The sequence below is a fragment of the Holdemania massiliensis genome (assembly GCF_022440805.1).
GTDB classification, from domain to species: Bacteria; Bacillota_I; Bacilli_A; order Erysipelotrichales; family Erysipelotrichaceae; genus Holdemania; species Holdemania massiliensis_A.
The window spans coordinates 3,069,928-3,089,506 of the sequence record NZ_JAKNTK010000001.1 but is presented as its reverse complement, the minus strand read 5'-3'; the positions used below and the strand labels follow the sequence as shown (position 1 = coordinate 3,089,506).

General features: G+C 42.1%; 16 protein-coding genes and 6 tRNA genes. 21 read left to right on the top strand and 1 reads right to left on the bottom strand.

Annotated features, from left to right (window positions below):
• The first annotated feature begins 120 nt into the window (after nucleotides 1-120).
• The 18 genes from MCG46_RS14360 to MCG46_RS14275 all read left to right on the top strand — a co-directional run bounded on the left by MCG46_RS14360 (nucleotide 121) and on the right by MCG46_RS14275 (nucleotide 15,331).
• Nucleotides 121-1,737 (top strand): hypothetical protein, encoded by a 1,617-nt coding sequence (locus MCG46_RS14360; RefSeq protein ID WP_240280573.1) that lies wholly within the window; start codon nucleotides 121-123, stop codon nucleotides 1,735-1,737.
• A gap of 429 nt (nucleotides 1,738-2,166) precedes the next feature.
• Nucleotides 2,167-2,242 (top strand) — tRNA-Val (locus MCG46_RS14355).
• 10 nt (nucleotides 2,243-2,252) lie between these two features.
• Nucleotides 2,253-2,328 (top strand) — tRNA-Thr (locus MCG46_RS14350).
• A gap of 6 nt (nucleotides 2,329-2,334) precedes the next feature.
• A tRNA-Tyr gene (locus MCG46_RS14345) sits at nucleotides 2,335-2,419 on the top strand.
• A gap of 16 nt (nucleotides 2,420-2,435) precedes the next feature.
• Nucleotides 2,436-2,511, top strand: a tRNA-Gln gene (locus tag MCG46_RS14340).
• Between the two features lie 21 nt (nucleotides 2,512-2,532).
• Nucleotides 2,533-2,608, top strand: a tRNA-Lys gene (locus MCG46_RS14335).
• A gap of 9 nt (nucleotides 2,609-2,617) precedes the next feature.
• Nucleotides 2,618-2,691 (top strand) — tRNA-Gly (locus MCG46_RS14330).
• 274 nt (nucleotides 2,692-2,965) lie between these two features.
• The gene (locus tag MCG46_RS14325) at nucleotides 2,966-4,822 is read left to right on the top strand and encodes a beta-glucoside-specific PTS transporter subunit IIABC (RefSeq protein WP_240280572.1); all 1,857 of its coding nucleotides are present in this window, start codon (nucleotides 2,966-2,968) and stop codon (nucleotides 4,820-4,822) included.
• Nucleotides 4,823-4,824: 2 nt separating this feature from the next.
• Complete coding sequence (locus MCG46_RS14320; protein ID WP_240280571.1) at nucleotides 4,825-6,207, top strand: glycoside hydrolase family 1 protein; 1,383 nt, start codon at nucleotides 4,825-4,827, stop codon at nucleotides 6,205-6,207.
• 12 nt (nucleotides 6,208-6,219) lie between these two features.
• A complete protein-coding gene (locus tag MCG46_RS14315) occupies nucleotides 6,220-7,053 on the top strand; it encodes a PRD domain-containing protein (RefSeq protein WP_240280570.1) in 834 nt (277 codons plus the stop codon).
• 635 nt (nucleotides 7,054-7,688) lie between these two features.
• Nucleotides 7,689-9,686 (top strand): BglG family transcription antiterminator, encoded by a 1,998-nt coding sequence (locus MCG46_RS14310; RefSeq protein ID WP_240280569.1) that lies wholly within the window; start codon nucleotides 7,689-7,691, stop codon nucleotides 9,684-9,686.
• Nucleotides 9,687-9,800: 114 nt separating this feature from the next.
• Nucleotides 9,801-10,208 carry a PTS sugar transporter subunit IIA gene (locus MCG46_RS14305; RefSeq protein ID WP_020224379.1) on the top strand — a complete coding sequence of 136 codons (408 nt, stop codon included), beginning with the start codon at nucleotides 9,801-9,803 and terminating at the stop codon, nucleotides 10,206-10,208.
• 19 nt (nucleotides 10,209-10,227) lie between these two features.
• On the top strand, nucleotides 10,228-10,722 hold the full coding sequence (locus tag MCG46_RS14300; RefSeq protein WP_020224378.1) for a PTS sugar transporter subunit IIB: 495 nt from the start codon (nucleotides 10,228-10,230) through the stop codon (nucleotides 10,720-10,722).
• A gap of 44 nt (nucleotides 10,723-10,766) precedes the next feature.
• Complete coding sequence (locus MCG46_RS14295; RefSeq protein ID WP_020224377.1) at nucleotides 10,767-11,558, top strand: PTS mannose/fructose/sorbose/N-acetylgalactosamine transporter subunit IIC; 792 nt, start codon at nucleotides 10,767-10,769, stop codon at nucleotides 11,556-11,558.
• On the top strand, nucleotides 11,558-12,376 hold the full coding sequence (locus MCG46_RS14290; RefSeq protein ID WP_240280568.1) for a PTS system mannose/fructose/sorbose family transporter subunit IID: 819 nt from the start codon (nucleotides 11,558-11,560) through the stop codon (nucleotides 12,374-12,376). Before MCG46_RS14295 ends, MCG46_RS14290 begins: the two co-directional genes overlap by 1 nt.
• A gap of 68 nt (nucleotides 12,377-12,444) precedes the next feature.
• On the top strand, nucleotides 12,445-13,341 hold the full coding sequence (locus MCG46_RS14285) for a hypothetical protein (protein WP_240280567.1): 897 nt from the start codon (nucleotides 12,445-12,447) through the stop codon (nucleotides 13,339-13,341).
• Entirely contained in the window at nucleotides 13,338-14,156 is an 819-nt protein-coding gene (locus tag MCG46_RS14280) for a ChbG/HpnK family deacetylase (RefSeq protein WP_154240431.1), read from the top strand. Before MCG46_RS14285 ends, MCG46_RS14280 begins: the two co-directional genes overlap by 4 nt.
• Nucleotides 14,147-15,331 (top strand): N-acetylglucosamine-6-phosphate deacetylase, encoded by a 1,185-nt coding sequence (locus MCG46_RS14275; protein ID WP_240280566.1) that lies wholly within the window; start codon nucleotides 14,147-14,149, stop codon nucleotides 15,329-15,331. The genes MCG46_RS14280 and MCG46_RS14275 overlap by 10 nt, the downstream gene beginning before the upstream one ends.
• A gap of 304 nt (nucleotides 15,332-15,635) precedes the next feature.
• Here the strand turns inward: MCG46_RS14275 and MCG46_RS14270 are convergent, their stop codons facing one another.
• Nucleotides 15,636-17,039 (bottom strand): M20 family metallopeptidase, encoded by a 1,404-nt coding sequence (locus MCG46_RS14270; RefSeq protein WP_240280565.1) that lies wholly within the window; start codon nucleotides 17,037-17,039, stop codon nucleotides 15,636-15,638.
• A 207-nt stretch (nucleotides 17,040-17,246) separates the two neighbouring features.
• Here MCG46_RS14270 and MCG46_RS14265 point away from each other — a divergent pair, with 207 nt between their 5' ends.
• The 3 genes from MCG46_RS14265 to MCG46_RS14255 all read left to right on the top strand — a co-directional run bounded on the left by MCG46_RS14265 (nucleotide 17,247) and on the right by MCG46_RS14255 (nucleotide 19,558).
• Nucleotides 17,247-17,678: a hypothetical protein gene (locus MCG46_RS14265; RefSeq protein WP_020224371.1), complete on the top strand. Its 432-nt coding sequence runs from the start codon at nucleotides 17,247-17,249 to the stop codon at nucleotides 17,676-17,678.
• Nucleotides 17,679-17,710: 32 nt separating this feature from the next.
• The gene (gene alr, locus MCG46_RS14260; protein WP_240280564.1) at nucleotides 17,711-18,826 is read left to right on the top strand and encodes an alanine racemase; all 1,116 of its coding nucleotides are present in this window, start codon (nucleotides 17,711-17,713) and stop codon (nucleotides 18,824-18,826) included.
• Between the two features lie 228 nt (nucleotides 18,827-19,054).
• Complete coding sequence (locus tag MCG46_RS14255; protein ID WP_240280563.1) at nucleotides 19,055-19,558, top strand: hypothetical protein; 504 nt, start codon at nucleotides 19,055-19,057, stop codon at nucleotides 19,556-19,558.
• Nucleotides 19,559-19,579: the final 21 nt, after the last annotated feature.

Genomic DNA, 19,579 nt, shown 5'->3' with positions numbered 1-19,579 from the left:
GGATTGGCAGAATTTAAGTTTTTATGTTCATAGATCAAGGGGAAAACAAAAATAAATTTGTCAATCTTTTAGAAGTCTGTTACCATGATAACGGTTTAATTGGACACTGAGGTGAAGAAAATGCGAAGACTAGTATTTATTTGGATCGGATTCATGGTCATGCTTGGAGGGTGTACCCAAGAAAAGCCTTGTATCGCTGAAAACGGAATAATCTGTTATGATGAAGAACTGCAGCAATATCAAGTTGAAAAGGACGCTAAAGTCAGAGTTATGGTAGAAACCGAAGCTTATGGTCAGGCGTTAGTTGAACTTTGGAATCAAGAGCACCCTGAACAGATGAATGTGATTGAACCGATTGTCGTACAGGATTTTGATGCTGCGACATGGCTGGGGTATAAAACTGACATCGCCTTGCTGTGGAGCAATGATGCCGCGCAGATCATTAATCATTTTATGCCGGTCCAACCTGAATTAAAAGATGAGATTCAGGAACATGTACCACTGCAATTTGGCGAACTTTTAAATCTGGATGGTTTACGTTATGTACCAATGAGCTATTATGGACTGGTATTTTCCACCAATGTCACAATGCTTGGTGAACTGGGCTATGATGTAACGGATGATAATGAGGATGGTTTGATAGATAATTTTGATAGTTTTGAAAAATTGATGGCGCTGGCAGATGACTGGAATGGTCGTGAACGGGATTATCATAATCGGAAAATAACGGCTGTTTTCCCATTTTCATTATCTGAGCTGTGGGCTTCTCTTGGATTTTTTAGTGCTGATGATTTTCGCTTCTTTGCATCCCATGAAGCACTTGCGCCGGGTGTAGATTCTGATAGTTTCTTGGAGACTTTAAAATTCATGCGTGCAATGGGAGAACATCCTTGGTATTTAAATGCAAATGAAGAGGATGAGAGCGATGAGGCACAGTCAGCTGACTTGAATGAAATGGAAGGAGATCCAGCAGAGACTGATCCAGAAATAGAGAAAACAGAAGAGGAATTACCGTCAGATGCAGATGAGCAACAAGAAGCCCAAGATAATTCTGAAACTGAAGAAGAGATTCTTCCTTATCGTGTAGAGAATGATCGAGTTTTTGAAGAGGGATGGCTGTATGACAGCTATCTGGAAAAACTAATATCGCCTTTTTCCTTAGTAGGAACTTGGATGTATTACAACCAGCAGGAAGATATAGAACAACAGGATTTTTACTTTTCTCCTATGCCTTCGTGGGAAGGTATTACACTCGCACCTTTAGCGAAGACAAAAGGTTACTTGCTGGCGGAAGGAACAAAATATCCTTCAGCATCGAATGAAGTATTGCGATTAATTCGCAGCGAAATGGGTATTCAAGCCTATATAAATACAGTTGATGCGATTCCGGCTGTAACGAAAGTGGATAAACTTGAGAATCGTCCTATACCTACTGAGGAAGAAATGGAAGATAAGGTAGATTCTGATCTGGTCAAGCCTTATTATCTAGCGTTTAGAAATGAAAATCAAAGGCAGATCAGCTATGCCTTCTCCTTCTCTCAAGAGGAGTCTATGGTTGCTTTCGAAAAAGATCCTTCGATTAGAGGCTGGGATATGCTTGCTGAAATTCAGTTGATTGAAATTGCCGAAGATGTGATAAAACAGAGAATTGCGCCAGAAGATGCACAATTGAAATTGATTGAAAATAGTGAATCTTGGATGTTGCCATATCAGCCAGTTGAAGAAAAAACTGAATAACTCGATAATTTGAAATCCTGCTTTTGAGTGTGAACTTGTGAGGAAAATTGAGAAAATGGAAATCAATAGATAAAAATATTTTGATTCAAGCTCAGTATTATTGTGTTCTTCTAACTTATTAAAGATGTTTCAGATTTATTCCAATTTCCTTATTGACAACGAGCCTCTGCCCCTAAGAACCCAAAGCATTGCCCAAGGACGAAAATAATATGTTTACGAGTCTTGGCTGCACAAGTATATCTTAGGGGCACTCGTTTTCAATAAGTTTTCTCGGCATAAAATCATTAAATAGATAAGAAAGCAGAGATACTTTCAGAGAAAAAATTTAGAATGTAGTTCAGTGTAGGTCAAAAAAATCAAATTTAATGTTGACGAGATTCTTATCTTATGATATATTATTAAAGCGCTGGTAATCAGCAATAAAAAGATGGAGGCTTAGCTCAGTTGGGAGAGCGTCTGCCTTACAAGCAGAGGGTCGGGGGTTCGAGCCCCTCAGCCTCCACCATTTTTTTATTGCCGACTTAGCTCAATTGGCAGAGCAACTGATTTGTAATCAGTAGGTTGTAGGTTCGATTCCTATAGTCGGCACCAGGAGTTGGAGAGGTAGCGAAGTGGCTAAACGCGGCTGACTGTAAATCAGTTCCCAACGGGTTCGGCAGTTCGAATCTGCCCCTCTCCACCATTCTTTTTTAAGATAGTGGGGCATAGCCAAGCGGTAAGGCAACAGACTTTGACTCTGTCATTTCCCTGGTTCGACCCCAGGTGCCCCAGCCATTTTTTATTTAGATTATCTATGTCCCGGTAGCTCAGGCGGTAGAGCAACTGACTTTTAATCAGTGGGTCGAAGGTTCGATTCCTTTCCGGGACACCACTTAATTATGCGAATGTAGTTCAATGGTAGAACTTCAGCCTTCCAAGCTGACTACGTGGGTTCGATTCCCATCATTCGCTCCATTAATCATTATAACCCTATTAGGGTTTTTTTATTATTTGTTCTTACGAAATGGATTAAGAAGGTATTTAACTTTGAGAACTGCACGTTAGTTATGAAAAAAGAAACAGAGAATAAAAATTTAAAAAGTTTACATCTCCTATTGTAGACGCTCAGTTCTTGTGTTATTATGAAACTAGTTTTAAGGCATGTTACTGATTTCGTTCAGGCAAGACCTAATAAAAAACGTATGTTTTTTGTTGGGTCTTTTTTAGTGCCTTAGTGAGGAGGAACAACATGAAGTATGCTGAACTGGCTCAGAAAATTGTAGATTTTTTGGGTGGAAAAAGCAACATCCGACAAGTAACACACTGTGCAACACGATTACGTTTTATTGTGAAAGATGAAGCGATAATCAACGAAGAAGCAATAAAACAACTGTCTGGTGTACTCGAACTGAATAAACGAATGGGCGAGATCCAAGTAGTAATTGGCAATGAAGTTCAAAGCGTATTCTATGCCGTAAATCAAATTGTCGGTGAACACAAGGAATCCTCAGAAAAAGTTCAAAAAAAGGGAAACCTTATCTCCTTGGTTATTGATACGATTGCAGGAATTTTTACTCCAATTTTACCGGCATTGTGCGGCTGTGCAATGCTGCAGGCTGTATTGGTTATGCTTACCACGTTCAACTGGATAGCAACAGATTCCTCTACTTATCAAATCATCAATTATTGTTCAAACGTGATTTTCTATTTTTTGCCAATGCTGCTGGCATTTACATCAGCGAAGAAATTAGGCTGTAATCCCTTTGTAGCTGTAGTTCTAGCAGGCTGTCTTCTGCATCCTGACTTCATCGCAATGACGAACTCTGGAACTCCGCTGACATTGTTTGGCCTTCCCGTTACAGCGGCCTCCTATTCATCCTCGGTATTACCCATCATCATTGCAATTTGGGTGATGTCTTACGTTGAACGTTTTGCAGAGCGAATTACGCCTTCTTTTGTTAAATACTTCATTAAACCTTTGATCACGTTAATGGTCATGATCCCCTTAACATTGGTTATCATTGGTCCTGCAGGAGCGATCGGCGGCAATTATCTAGCAATGCTGGTGGCCTGGCTTCAGGAACAGGCAGGCTGGCTGGTGACGATTGTTATGTCTGTCATTGCCCCACTGATTGTCATTACAGGAATGCAGTATGCATTGTTTCCATTAGTTTTCCAGTCATTGGCTTCATTGGGCTATATCGTTTTGATGGGAGTTACGGGACTGCCAACGAATCTGGGGCAGGGAGGAGCCTGCTTTGCGGTAGCATTAAGGACTAAGGATAAAGAATTTCGCCAGCTTGCTGTTTCAGCTGGTTTAACTGCCTGCTTTGGAATTTCGGAGCCTGCTTTATATGGGGTTACACTCAAGTTGAAAAGGCCATTCTGGGCTGTTCTTGCGTCAGGGTTCACTGGTGGGATTGTAGCTGTAATCATGGGATTACGTGCGTATACGTTCCTGAGTCCGGGATTAATGGCTTTTCCAGGCTTTATTGCAGGCGGAGTTTCCAATATATTAGCTTTTGTCGTTTGTTGTATCGTTTCTTTTGTAACGGCTTTTATTCTGACTCTTGCTTTGGGATTTGATGACCAAGAAGAAACATATGATTCGAAAACGATGTACGAAAAGGAGCGACCTGCTAATGAAATAGAAGAAACATTGTTTGCACCTGTGACAGGACAGATCTGTGAATTAAGCGAAGTCCAAGATAAAATATTTTCTGAAGGTATTTTGGGACCCGGTCTGGCAATACGACCGCAAGAGGGACAAGTCTATGCGCCTGTCTCCGGAACAATTACTGCGTTATTTGAAACTCGTCATGCAATCGGTATTACGACAGAATTAGGTACTGAGATTTTAATTCATTTAGGAATTGATACAGTAAATCTGCAAGGGAATGGTTTTCAGAACAAGGTTGTAAAAGGGGAAAAAGTCAGTTCCGGACAATTAATTGCCACAATGGATTTAGACCGTTTAAATGAACTGGGATATGATATGATAACGCCTGTAGTTATAACAAATGGCGAACATGTTCAGATTCAGCAGCTTGCGGGCGGAGTGGCAACCGCAAATACACCACTGCTTCGCGTGAAAAAGGGGGAATAAGAATGGGGAAAACCAAAATGTTGTTGGGGGCGGCTTTATCCGCTTCTCAAAGCGAGGGGGCTTATGATGAAGATGGGAAAGGCTTATCCATCAGTGATACCGTACCGGCTGGACGCAGGGATCTGACACGACGTTATCCGAAGCCGGATGACAAGCATTATTATCCAACGCATCAGGCTGTGGATTTCTACCATCGTTATCAGGAAGATATTGATCTTATGGCAGAGTGTGGATTGGAATGTTTGCGCTTTTCTTTCGCTTGGTCACGTTTTTTTCCACAGGGAGAGGAGATGCAGCCAAATCCATTGGCAGTTAAACATTATGATGATTTAATCGACAAATTATTGGCTGAAAAGATCGTGCCCATCGTTACGATGAGTCATCTGGAAATCCCGCAGGCGCTTGCTGAAAAGTATGGAGGATGGGAAAACAAGGAATTTATACGTTGTTTTCTAAGATATAGTCAGTTTTTATTGGAACACTATGGCGATCGAGTGAAGTATTGGATTACGTTTAACGAGATGAATATGTTATTGTATTTTCCATGTACGCTGGCGGTGGGGGTAGATCTTACGGATAAGCCTGAAGAAGCAAAAGCTCAAGCCTTGCATAATATGTTGTATGCTAACGCACAGACAATCGCTGCCGCACATGCGATAGGAAAAGGGATTCAGATTGGAGCTATGATTGCCTATTCACCAATCTATCCAGTTGACTGCAGACCGGAAAATATTATGTTGGCCTATGATTTAGAACGAAATGCTCTTTCAATAGCAGATGTTTTAGTTCATGGGATATATCCTGGTACATATGAAAGAAAGATTGATGAACAAGCTCTGCAGTTGGAACGAACGCAAGCGGAATTAGATGTGTTGGCTCAGAATCCTGTTGATTTTCTCGCGACATCTTATTACTGCAGCAATGCTGCAAGCATTGAAGCAACCGCAGAAAAAAGTGCGGGTAATTTGTTCGGCGGTGCTCGTAATCCATTTTTAAAGACAAGCGAATGGGGTTGGCAGATTGATCCACAGGGGCTGCGTTACGCTCTTAATTATTTGTATGATCGATATCAGATTCCACTGATGATTGTGGAAAATGGTTTGGGAGCTCGGGATGTGGTAACGAATGATATAATTGAAGATGATTATCGAATTGCTTACCTTGAGGCTCATCTTCATGCTTTAAATGAAGCTGAGAAGGATGGTGTAGAAATTCTTGCCTATACTATGTGGAGTTTTTTGGATCAGGTATCTGCATCTAGTGGACAAATGTCAAAGCGTTATGGTTTAGTGTATTGTGATGTAGACGATAATGGCAGCGGAACTTTTAAAAGAATAAAAAAGAAATCATTTTATTGGATGCAGAGTCAAATCAAAAACAGATAGGGGGTGAACTCCGTGGTGATCGTGAAACTCTTGAATTCAAGCGTGGTACTGGCTCAGGAGCAGGATAAGGAATATATTTTATTTGGACGTGGGTTAGGATACAATCATAAAAAAGGTGATATTGTCGATCCTTCGCAAATTGAACGGGTTTTTGTTCCACAGAATTGTACTCAAATCAGTGACTATGCGGAAATGTTGGAAAAGGCTGACATCCGGATTATTGAGATTGCTGGACAGATTACGGAATTAGCACAGGCACAGTTATCCTGCGAGCTAAGCCCTTATCTCTCGATAGCTTTGATCGATCATCTTCAATTTGCTTGGGAGCGCATGCAAAAAGGAGTGCGCCTGCAAAATAAGCTGGTATTTGAGGTCCAGCGGATTTATCCGGAAGAGTTTGCGGTAGGGCAGCAGGGAAGATTGCTCATGAATGCTGCATTTAATCAGGAATTTCCAATTGATGAAGCGGGAAACATTGCTTTTCATATTGTCAATGCTCGCGATAAAGAACAAGATCCATCTTCTAGTTATTTGATCGTTGAGATGATTAAAGATATTTTAAACATCTGCAAATATCACTTTCATAGAGAAATTGATTTTAATAGCCTGGATTATTCCAGATTAATCATTCATCTGGAGTTTTTTGCCAAACGAGTTTTGCGTAAAGAATTGCTGGAGAATTCTGACCTGAGTATGCTTGGGATGATTCGTCAGCGATGTAGTCAGGAATATCAATGCGCGGAAAAAATAAAAAAGTATGTTGCCAGCAGTTATGGACAGGAATTGAGCGAAGAAGAAATGTTGTATCTGACAGTTCATCTGAATCGAGTTTTGCGGCTTCGATAATTAGAGAATCAGTTGTTGCCAGCAAGGAGAAGTCAAAAAGAGCTTGTGTAGTGTATTCATCGTCATATCCTTTTTAGGGTCCTTTGTTTTCTGATAATGACGTGTTTCGGTAAAAAACTGAGGAGATATTGTAAATGTTTTAAGAAAATTGATTTTTTATGGGGGTGATTTTTTGCGTATATTATAAATAGAGAAACAAAATTGTCTGTTTGGTTAGTTCAATTATTAAAGTAGTTTCTCTGAGCTCAAAAATGATTTTTTGAGCAGCCTGGTAAGCTATATGCTCTGTATCAGGACGAGTGATTTGGGAACTCATTAAATAAAACCCTGTGCAGTTCGAACTAACCAAGTAAAAGCCTCGTAGCCAGAGGCTTTTTTACTTAGTTAGTTCGATGATTTTCAAAGAAAATCTATTATTCGATTGTTAACATCTCAGAGAAATTTAAAATTTCTAATTGCTTGGTTAACCCTTATTCATTTTTGCAGCAAGATTCTAGTTCGGATGAAAAAGTAGACTTTTTGCACCAGGCAAATTCACGCTTAAAAAGTAGGGTTTTTCCAGTAATTCTTATTATATTTCAATCGTCAGGTAAAGTCTACTTTATGAACCAACTACAAAAGATGGAGGGATTAGAATGGCCAATGAAAAAAAGAGAATTCTACAGTTGTTCTATATTCTTGCTCAGCAGGAAGAATATATTCGGTCTTTTGAACTTGCCAAGAAAGTAGGGGTTACTGAGCGGACGATAAAAAATGATATTGCTGAATTAGAAGCTTTTGCTAGAGCGAGCGGTGCTGATTTGATAGCTAAAAAAGGAAAAGGCTATGTTCTTAAGGTATTCGACGAGGAACGATTTGCTCCTGTTAAAAAGCAGTTAACTATTCATTTTTCAGCGGTTGGGGAAACGCCTCGGGCACAGAATGACAGAACGAATGATATTTTGCGACGTATCATTGTAGAGGAAAAATTTTTAACAATAGAAGACATTGCCGATGAGCTTTATCTCACGAAGAGTTCAATCCGAGAAGAAATGAAAGAAGTAAATTTTCTTCTAAGCAAATTTAATTTGCGTCTTAAAAAAAGGCATGAAGAGGGTCCTCTGGTAAAAGGCAGTGAATTTGATCGAAGAATGTTAATGTTGTGTATTTTTGAAAATCACTATCACGAGGCAGTGAATCTGTATAAAAATACAGATTATTTGTCTTTCTTTGAAAGGGAGGATGAGGAGCGCTATGAAATTCGGCACATTTTTTTAAAGACATTAAGAGAATCAGAATGCCATATTTTAGATGGAAACACACAGCGTTTATCCCGTTATCTATTACTGATGGTTTCTCGTTATCAAGCAGGATATATTATTACTTTATCTCAAAAACAGCGTGATTATATCCATCGTTTTCGGGAATATCATGTAGCTAAAATGGTTATTGAAAATTGCGGACATTTTTCTGGTTTTGATGTCAGTGAAGATGAAATTCTGGCTTTTGGTCTGCTTCTGATTTTCTGGGCAGATATTCCATTTGATTGTGATCTTTCTGAAAATTATTTTGAATTGGCAGAAGAGGCTGACAAATTAAGCATAGCTTTTTGTAAATCCATAAAAAAAGATTACAGTGTTGATCTTACATTAATTCCAGATTGGAATCAGATTTTGTGCGCTGGATTGATCCCGCTTTTGGTACAAAAAGATTTCAATGCGTTATTCCATAGTGTAAAAAGTTTGCATTCAGAAGATTCCCGAATTCAAGATTGCCCTTTGGCTGCAAAATTGACCTATAATTTATCTTCTATGTTTGAGACCCAGTATCATTGTAAACTTGGTCTGTATAATTTACTTACTTTTGCTGGTCATCTAAATACATTGCTGCTTATGATTTCCTATCCCTTTAAACCTATTCGAGCGGTCTTATCGAATGGCGGCGGTTATATTTCGTCAGGAATTTTAAAACAGATGATCGAAAGGCGATTTGATTCCTATTTTGCTTGTTTAGATGTTTATGAACTTTATGAAATGCGAAAATTGCCAGTGGAAGATTATGATTGGGCGATTTTAAGTTATCCTTATTATTCCTATAAGTATGACTGGCCTTGCTTAATGGTTAACAGCATTCCGACGCAAAAACAAATGAATGATATTTACAATCAAGTGATCTTGTCAGGTGTTCAGCTGCAGTCAGTTCTTAATCATCTTCATTTGTCTGTTTTTAATGTTTATCGGGATTTTGAGTATGAGAACATGGATTCTTTTATTCGGTTAATAAGTTTTAAGATGGGAAAAGATGCTGAGAGTGTGGAACAGATTAATGCGGATCTGCATTTTTCAGCAAAAACCAGTGTTGCCAATAAAGTGTGTATTTTATTTATTAAAAGGCGTTTTGTTAGTCAAGGTGTTTTTGAAATTTATCAGCTAAATCAGGAAAAAATATTTAATGATCAGCCAATTTTGCATATTGTTGTAATCAGTGTAGATTTTGATCATTGTTTAGAGGCTGCAAGATTTGTGAATGATCTGTTAATGACATTTTTCAGGGATAATGAAAATCTGTGGATGCTGATTGAAAATCATCATGTTATTGGGTTGACGGAGATTGTTCGCGAGAGTTTGAAGGCTTTGCCAATTTCACTTATGTAAGGGAAATATAGAAAGTTTTCCCTTTTTTTTCGGAAAAAATGGACGTGGTAACGCTTACAATAACGGGATATAGTTAACTCGTTGATAAGAAATACAACAAGAAAGGGGTATAGCATGCTGAAAATCTTTTTGTCATCCCATGGTCATTTAGCCAGCGGTATGAAAAGTTCGCTGGATATTCTGATGGGGGCTTCCAACAATGTTACTGTATTTGACGCGTATATTGATCAATCATCAGTTCAGGAAAAATTAGATGCTTTTTATGCAGAGGTTTCTGAAGAAGATCAAGTCTTATTGATGTCAGATTTAATTGGCGGAAGTGTTAATCAGGTCATGATGACTTATCTGCAGAAGCCAAATACAACGTTGATTGGGGGCGTAAATCTGGCCTGTGTTCTTGAGCTTTCAACTAAGACGGAAGTGACTGCTGAGGAACTTGAACAAATTGTTGAGCAGAGCCGATCAATGCTAAGTATTGTGCAGCTGCCGGACTTAACGGAGGAACAAGAGGATTTTTTCTAAAGAAAGGAGGATGTAAAAAATGATTAAATTAGTACGTTTAGATGAGCGATTAATCCATGGGCAGGTCGCGATTAAATGGTCCAGACATACGGGGGTAGATCGAATTGTAGTAGCTAATGATGAGGCTGCTGCAAATAAAATCATTCAGCAAAGCTTAATGATGGCTGCTCCTGCTACCGCTAAGGTAACCATTCGTTCTGTTGCCGATTCTATTACATTACTGAAAGATCCGCGCGCGGCAGGGCATAAGATCCTGGTTATCATTTCTAATCCAAAAGATTTAATTCAGATTTTGGAGGAAGTGAAGGATATTCCGTTGATCAATGTTGGCAACTATGGACGCATTGCGCCAAAGCAAGGCGATCTTGCCAGACGGACGTATGGTTCCAATTTGTATGCTTACGAGGATGAAGTTGAAGATTTTAAGAAAGTTCTGAGCTTTGGAATCGATACGGTTTATCAAACCACACCGGAAGATAATCCGGAGAAATTAAGTAAGATTCTGGGATTGTAAACCAACATATTACCGTAGTTTATTAGGAAAAGAGGAGGAGAAATATGGTATCCGCAGCTTTACAAATTTGTTTAGCCTATTATATCATTGCTATTTTAGATCCCTACATCATGTCTTGGCAGTGTCTTAATCGCCCAATCGTTGTTGCTCCACTGGCGGGGCTGATTTTGGGGGACTTCAAAACAGGCATCATTATGGGGGCTTCTTTGGAATCAATCTTCATGGGAATTTCTGCAATCGGCGGTTCCATTCCGGCTGATGCCACAACATCCAGCATCATTGCTGTTGCTTATACCATTCTGACGGGTGCCGATATTGAAGCAGGCTTGGCTATCGCTTTACCTATTGGTACGGTCATGGCTTCTATTGCTGGTATGTTTACACCGATCTGGGCTTCTCTGGCCGCTTATTGGGAGAAACTGGCGGCGGAGTGCAACCCGCGTAAATTTGCATTCCAAACAATTGGTTTTTCATGCTTGACACCGTTGATCAACGTCGTCATTCTGTTCTTTGCTGTTTCGTATGGTGTTGAAGGCTTGAATGCTTTCTTGGCGGGCATGCCGACGTGGGTTATGACGGGTCTGGGTGCTGCAACTTCCATGATGTTGGGCGTTGGCTTCGCGATCTTAACTTCAATGATCTGGAATAACGAAGTGGGCATCTTCTTCTTTGTCGGTTATGTCCTGGTTGCTTATTTAGGCATGGCTACTTTGCCAATCGCTATCTTAGGTGCGGCAATTGCAATCACGATGTTTATGGGAGAAAAGCGCAGTATTGATTTAAAGAATTCATTGACAAGTGCGGCAGCAAAGACAGATGAGGAGGATTTCTTCTAATGGAAAAGAAAGTATTAACACCAGAAGAAAAGAAAATTTTAAAATCCATGTTCCTGCGGTCCCATTTGGTGTTCACCAGCTTTAATATGGTGAAAATGGAAGCGAATGGTTTTACGATCACAATGGCCCCGGCGATTGAGAGTATTTATAAGGATGATATGGAAGGAAAGCGTGAAGCGTACCTGCGGCATCAGAATTTCTTCAATACACATGCGGTTCCATTCAGTTTTATTGCGGGTTTAGCTTATGCCATGGAAAAAGAGCATAAGGAGAAAAACTCAATCGATGGTCAAACGATTGAAAGTATCAAAGCTGCTCTGATGGGTCCGACAGCGGGAATGTTTGACAGCTTGTTCTTTAACTGCCTGCGAATCATTGCGGCGGGGATTGGTATTGGCTTGTGTGCGGAAGGTTCGATATTAGGAACTTTGATCTTCATCCTGCTTTATGGGGTCACGCAGTCGATTGTTAAGTATTTCTTTGTGAACTGGGGTTATATTTATGGCACCTCTTTCATCGACATGGTCTTCTCTTCCGGACTGATGGGAGCCTTGACCAAGGCGGCTTCCGTTCTTGGCTTGATCATGGTTGGTGCCATGACGGCGCAGATGGTTAGTGTTCCATTAAATTGGACGTTGAATGTGGGGCAGACATCCGTTGTTATTGGGGATGTTCTGAATTCCATCTTCCCGGGGCTGTTAGGTGTAGTCTTGTTATTTACCTTAGTCCGTCTGATTAAAAAGGGAGCTCGTCCGACACAGCTGATTCTAGGCATCTTCGTATTTGCTTTAGTTGGTGCTTTCTTCAGAATTTTCTAAAAATTAGAGTTTAGTTTAGGCTATGGAGGACTGAGCTTCATAGCCTGTTTTCCCTTCGGAGGTAACGCATGAAAGATGAAATGATGTTGGTCGGCGTGACGTTGGCACGTCGTTATACGCGAAAACAAAAAGAGGTTTTTTTAGCGGAGATGTGCCGGCAGTGCCGGCAGGCAGGCTGGAAAACGGAATTCCAGACTCAGCATTCCCGTCTGCTGCATGTCTGCAATCTGGTGATTGGCGATCTTGCTCACGCGAAGACGGTTATTGCCTGCGCTTATGACACGCCGGTTAAGGCGCATCTGCCGATTCGGTATTATCCACTGAATCCGCGCAAGAATACGCAGGCAGAGGGCTGGAATTTAGCGTTGGAATGGGGATTGGCAGCGGTTTGTTTTTTCATAGCTGCCTTTGCTGTTTATTCCTTGAAGTCATTAAGCTTAGCGATGAAAATAGCCATGGTGATTCTTGCTATTTTGACAGCTTGTATCGGTATCAGCCTGCTCTATAATCGCGGCAACCGCATGAATTTTAACCGCAACAGTGCTTCCGTGGCATTAGTACTTCGATTGATTCAGGAGTGTTCCTCTTCCACAACAACCGCATTTGTGTTGGTAGATCAATGCTGCAGTTCTTATGAAGGATTGAAGCTCTTAAAAGAGCATTGTCCATCGCAGGCGGAAGTTATTTTACTCGATTGTTTGGCTTATGGGGAGAAAATGGTCTGTGCGCACAAAAAAGGGGTTGACGTTTCTGGCTGGAAAGCGGAAGATTGGATTGATAAGATTTATGAGAATCCTGATAATGGTCTGCGCTTTTTTGACCGCAGTGTGCTTTTAGCGTCCGGATCCATTGATAAGCATCAGTTTGTTGTGCGGCATACACGTTCCAACCGAGATTGTCAGATCGATATCCCACGACTGGAGCGTATTTTGGAAATATTGAAAGGCAGGATAAATGGAAGATGAAAAAATTATTATTTCAGAGTGATGATTATGGTTTAACGGATGCTGTGGCGGATGGAATTCTGAAAGGGATTCATCAGGGGATTATTCGCAATACAGGTTTATTTGTGAACATGCCCAGTTCTGCGCGGGCTGCTGAAAAAATTCGGGATTGTGCCGAAGTCTGCGTAGGGATTGATATCAATCTGGTTGCAGGAAAGCCGATCAGCGATCCTGCTGAAGTCCCATCATTGGTCAATTCTGATGGACACTTTGTGCCTTCAGTTCAGCGTATGCGCGAGGGCAAGGTGATCGGACGGCAGGGAATGTGTCTGTGTTTTGAGCAAGATCCCTATAATTATGAAGAGGTCTTGTTGGAAACTGAAAATCAGGTCAAACGGTTTATTGAATTGATGGGCCGTAAACCAGAGTATTTTCATGGCCATTCGATGGCAACTCCGAATACACAAAAGGCAGCGCGAGTCATTGCGGAAAAATATAATATTCTGATGACCCTGGATGTCATGAACAGTAACGCTGTATCGATGATTCCCTGCACATGGACACCGAAGCCTTTTCCGATCGAAGATCAGTTAAAAACGGATGTGGAGCAGCATTTTCTCCAAGCTTTGCAAGCTTCATTGCAGCATGAAATTGGTTATTTTATCTGTCATTGCGGATTTGTGGAGGAAGATCTGATGAAAGAAACGACCTACACCATGATTCGTATGAAAGATTTAGCCATGGCGACCAGTCCCAAAGTAAAAGCTTTTCTGAAAGAGCATCAGATCGAATTAATTACTTATCGTGATTTAAAGGAGGAATGTTCATGTTTGTAAAATCTAATCGTATAATTACAGATCAGGGAATGATCAGCGGTATTTTAAACATTGATGAAGGCCGGATCGTAGAAATTTTACCGCCTACGGCTAGAGTAGCCATTGATATTGATGCTGAAGATCATCGGATTCTGCCGGGAATTATCGACACGCACAATCATGGTACAATGGGATATGGCTTAATGGGAGAACAGGAAAATCCTGAAGCCGTAGTTCGTGGTTACTTAAAAGGTTTAGCCTCACAAGGTGTCACTGCCTGTCTGCCGACAGCGGATTTCAGCTTGTTTGAAGCGATCGTGAAGGTGGCCCAAGGACCGATTGATGGTGCGAAGCCGATCGGTATTCATAGTGAAGGGCCTTATTTGAATCGTGTTGGAGAAAAGGGGATTGATACCGGACATCCGGATATCGATTTACAGCATGTTCAGGATATGATTGATACGGCGCAGGGAATGTTGAAGCTGGTTGCCATTGCGCCGGAACTGCCGGGTGCGAAAGCTGCGATTGAATTGCTGAGTTCGCAGGGGGTTCGTTGTGCGTTTGCCCACAGCAATGCCTTGTATCAGGAGGCGCTGACTTCTTTTGATTGGGGGATCACCGTTACTACACATACCGCAAATGTAATGGAAGGTATTCATCATCGTCGAATGGGAGGCTTAGGCGCCTGCCTGCTCAATGATGAGGTTTATAATGAATTGATCTGCGACGGGCTGCATGTTGCCAATGAGATGATCGAGCTGATGCTGCGGGTAAAAAAGAATCCGTATGATCGTTTTATGATGGTTTCTGATAATGTGCCGATGGCAGGGGCGCCGATCGGACGCTATCATCTGTCCGGAATGTTCGACGTCAATATCGATGAGCAAGGGTATTGCTTATCGGATACAGGACGTTTGTGTGGATCTACTTTGCCGGTTATTCGAGGAATTCGTAATTTAGCTGAAAATTTGCATTTGCCGCTGACGGAAATCGTAAAAATGAGTTCGCGCAATCCGGCTTTAGTCTATGGTGCAACCCATAAGGGTAGGCTGGCAGCGGGCATGGATGCTGACTTTATTATTATTGACGAAGATTATCAAGTGTTGAAAACGTTCAGCGAAGGGCATTGTGTATACGATGCAGAAACAGACACCGATTTGTTTAATCCTGAATTTTTACAGGCTTGCGCGTGCTGATTTAGGTTTGAGGCGTCAAAATCTACTCTTATGCCTAAAGAAACTTAGTAACAGAAGCGATGAGACAGAATCTCAGATTTTGAGTCGCATTCTTTTCCAGTCAGACCCTTAAGAATTTTTCTAAGCGAAATGACTTTCTAAAATAAGCTGAATTTATTTGATTTAATTGCATCACTAAACAAAAAAGAATGAACAGTGTGATCTGCGGATTTACGATCAGTTCATTCTTTTTCATATATATGAAGATTTAGTTTGTCTGGAATAGAGGCGGATGCGATTTTCTCACTAGCCTACGTATTTAACATTATTGAATAATATGGGGTTTAACGTCTTTCGGAATCAAGCATTCATAGGTCTGTCCTGCCAGACGTTCTTCAAATTCTGCCTTGGCTTTTTCAATAATTTCCGGATGTTCAAAGCAGGCTTCCACAGCCTCAGCCATAACTTCGGCCGCCAGCATCATGCCTTTGTAGGCGAGCGTGGATTTGCCTTGAGCGACCCATTGCCATGTATGACCACCGGCTCCATAACTGTAACAAGCGGTATTGATTTGAGCTGTTGGGACAACCCAACTGACATCTCCGACATCGGTCGATCCCATTGAGCATTCATCAACGCAGCGGTGGCGCAGAACGATATCACAGATATCACTGTTTTGTATGTTGGTGATCAGTGTTTTAGGCTCCGCGATGACCGCGGTGACTTCGCTCTCCGGTTCCAGCGGATAGGTATCACGGAACTGTTTGGCATACGCCCGTTCGGCTTCAGTATAGGCCGGGACTCCAACTTTAAAGAAAGCGTCTTCCAGTACTTGCTCAAGTGTAAAATTAGGGATGACGTTGCTAAGTCCTTCATCAAAGATGACATCACAGGTTGTACCGGTCATCATGGCAGCACCTTTTGCGATGTTGATCACCCGTTCGTATAATTTTTGGCATTTAGGATTGGTCGTGGAACGAACGAGATATTTGACTTCCGCTTCGGCCTGAACAACGTTGGGAGAAATACCTCCAGCATTCGTATAAGCGTAATGTACACGTTCTTTGGAATCCATGTGTTCGCGCAGATAATTGACACCCACACTCATCAGTTCCACGGCGTCCAGCGCACTGCGCCCAGCTTCCGGATTGCCGGCGGCATGGCTGGAAACGCCATGGAAACGGAAATAGCATTGAATACAGGATTGATTGGAACCCGAAGAGACAACATTCAGTGTAGATGGGTGCCACGTAATGGCGGCATCTGCGTCATCAAAGAAGCCGTCGCGGGCAAGATAGGCTTTGCCGCTGCCGCTTTCCTCTGCGGGACAGCCGACCATCTTGATGGTGCCTGACAGTTTGTTTTTTTCTAAATAGTCTTTAACCATCATGGCGGCGGCGATCGAGCCTGTACCCAAAAGGTGATGTCCGCAGCCGTGTCCGGTAGCCACGCCTTCAATCGGTTTATATTCGGAAACATCCGCTTCCTGACTTAATCCGTAGAGGGCATCGAACTCAGCCAACAGACAGATCACCGGATGACCGCTGCCCCAGACTCCAACAAATGCGGTTTCCATACCGCAAATGCCTTCCGTAACCGTGAAGCCTTCTTGACGTAAGAACTTACTCATTGCTGCGGCAGAGCGGTGTTCTAAAAAGCCGGGTTCGGCATAACCCCAAAGCTCTTTTTGCAATTCATATAAAGCTTGATTCTGCGTATTTGATAACAAGGTGAAACCTCCTTTACTCATTTAAAAAAATGATACCCTGAGATGCAGAAAAAGTAAAGAAAACGGTTTCTAAATTCTGTGTTTCTTGACTTTTTACGGGCAGAGAGTGAATATTGATGTTAATGATTTGTAAGATTCTGTCTGCGGATCGGCCGTTCTCTTTTAATATCGATTGTGCTATACTGGGAGTATTCAGGAGGCGGACGTATGCTTAAAATTTACAATAAACAAGCCCTTACCCGCAATGAGCGGTTTATTCGGGCGGTTGGATATGGAGTAGGGGCAACGATTGGACTGACGATTCTGTATGGCTTGATTTCGCAGTTTTTAATGTTTGAATTTTCGGTGGTCTATCTGGCATTTGGCTATGCAATCGGAACCGTAATTCGTAAATATGGACGTGGGGTACAGGTGCGGTTTTCCGTATTAGCAGCAGTGCTGGCTGTGTTTTGCTTCTTATTTGGCGATATGATCGCCTATTTTGGTTTCGGTGTATTCACGATGGGATTTCAATTTTTCATGATGGCCTTTAGAATTACGCTGCAAAGTTTGATCGGAACAAGCATCAATGGTTTGTTATCGCTGATGTTCCGGATTGGCGGGATTTATCTGGCATATACGACTTCTCGCTTTGTATAAGCGATGAAAGTCAAGTAGAAAGAAGGAAGGTCATGTTTTATCGGGAAAGCTGGGTTCAGGTTGACCTGGATCAGATCAAAGAAAATGTGCAGTGGCTTCGGTCACAGACAAACCGGCAATTTATTGCGGTGATCAAAGCCAACGGCTATGGTGCAGGGGATGCATCTGTGGCGCGGGCTGCATTGGCTGGCGGGGCTACCATGTTGGCAGTTTCGAGTTTGGACGAGGCCTTGGCTTTGCGGTATCAGGAAATCACTGCACCGATTTTGATTTTGGGGGTCGTGGATCCGGCTCAGGCAGAATTGCTGCTGCAGTATGATTTAACTGTACCGGCGGTGTCGCTGGAGTGGGTTAAAGAATTGATTCAGGTGCCGATAAAAGGACTGAAAGTGCATTTAAAAGTGGATACCGGCATGCATCGGATTGGTACGGAGAAGGTAGCGGAGCTGCAGGCAATGTTGTCCTTGTTAAAAGCCAACGGTGCTGACGTAGAAGGGATATTTACCCATTTTGCGTGTTCGGATAATCCGGATAATCAAATGACCGAGGATCAGTCAGCACGATTTGAGGCGGTTGTAGATGCGCTGAAGACGCCTTTTCGCTGGGTGCATAGCTGTAACTCCGATGCAGCAGTGCATTATCCTAAAGCTCCAGGCAATGCGGTCCGCTGCGGACTGGCCATGTTTGGCGTGACTTCTTATTTAACTGAACTCAAGCCGTGTATCAGCTTATACAGCCGCTTGATCTATGTAAAACAATTAAAAGCTGGACAGCCGATTGGATATGGAGCAACCTATACAACGCAGGGGGAAGAATGGATCGGAACACTGCCGATAGGTTATGCCGATGGCTGGATCCGCCGGCATCAGGGGCGCAGTTGTTGGATTGAAGGAGAAACCGGGGAATTTGTAGGACGGATTTGTATGGATCAGGCGATGATCCGGCTTCCGCATGCTTTTCCTGTAGGGACAAAGGTTGAGCTGATCGGCCCACATATCCCGCTGGAACAGGTGGCACAGGAATTAGGTACGATTCCCTATGAGGTTTTGACTTTATTGAGCGACCGTTTAGCAAAAGTTTATATCGAAAATGGCCGAATCCGAGAAGTCGCAAATCCGCGGCTGGATCGGTTGATGCAGGAAAAATAAAAAAGTGAACCTTCCGAAAGCAGTTTAAAATGCGGAAGGTTTTTTTCTATTTGAGTTCAATTCTGCAGCAGGTTTGTAATGAAGCGCACTTATTATCATGACGCCCAAAATGGTGCCTAAGTGATAGTAATGAAACAATTTGGGACTCAACTGGGAGATAAAAAAACTGAAATCAGCGGGACATTTGTAAAAAAAGCGCAATAGTAATAGTGAGGAGGAATTGAGCTCATGATTATGAACGTAAAAATTACATGCTTCCCGACATTGGTCCAACGCCGCCAACTTTGTGCATTAAGTCATAGTGCCGCGCAGCTTCGCGAAGAATTATTTGCTGCGATGATCCATCATCCGCAGCAGATTGAAGATGCGCCGCTGCCGGATATTTATCAGTCGCTGCCCACAGCAATGCTTCAGCAAGTATGGAAACAGGCGCAGCGAATGCGTTCTGGATCCGATAAGGATCAGGATCGTATTCGGCGCACATTGCCCAGTTGTCAATGGAAAAGGAGTGAGATGGAGATTCGTGAAAACCAGCTGATTTTGAGCTCGATAAATCAGCCGATTTACTATATTGCTCCCGTTGCCCACCGGCATTTGATGAATCAGGGGGCAATTTTAAAAATGACCTTAAAGGAAACTGAGAATCAATGGACGGCAGTTCTTTGTCTGCTGATCGATGAGAATAAAAAAGGATTTCCCAAGCCGAAGGAGACTAGGAAAATCCAGGATTAATCAGCAATTATTCAGAGAGTT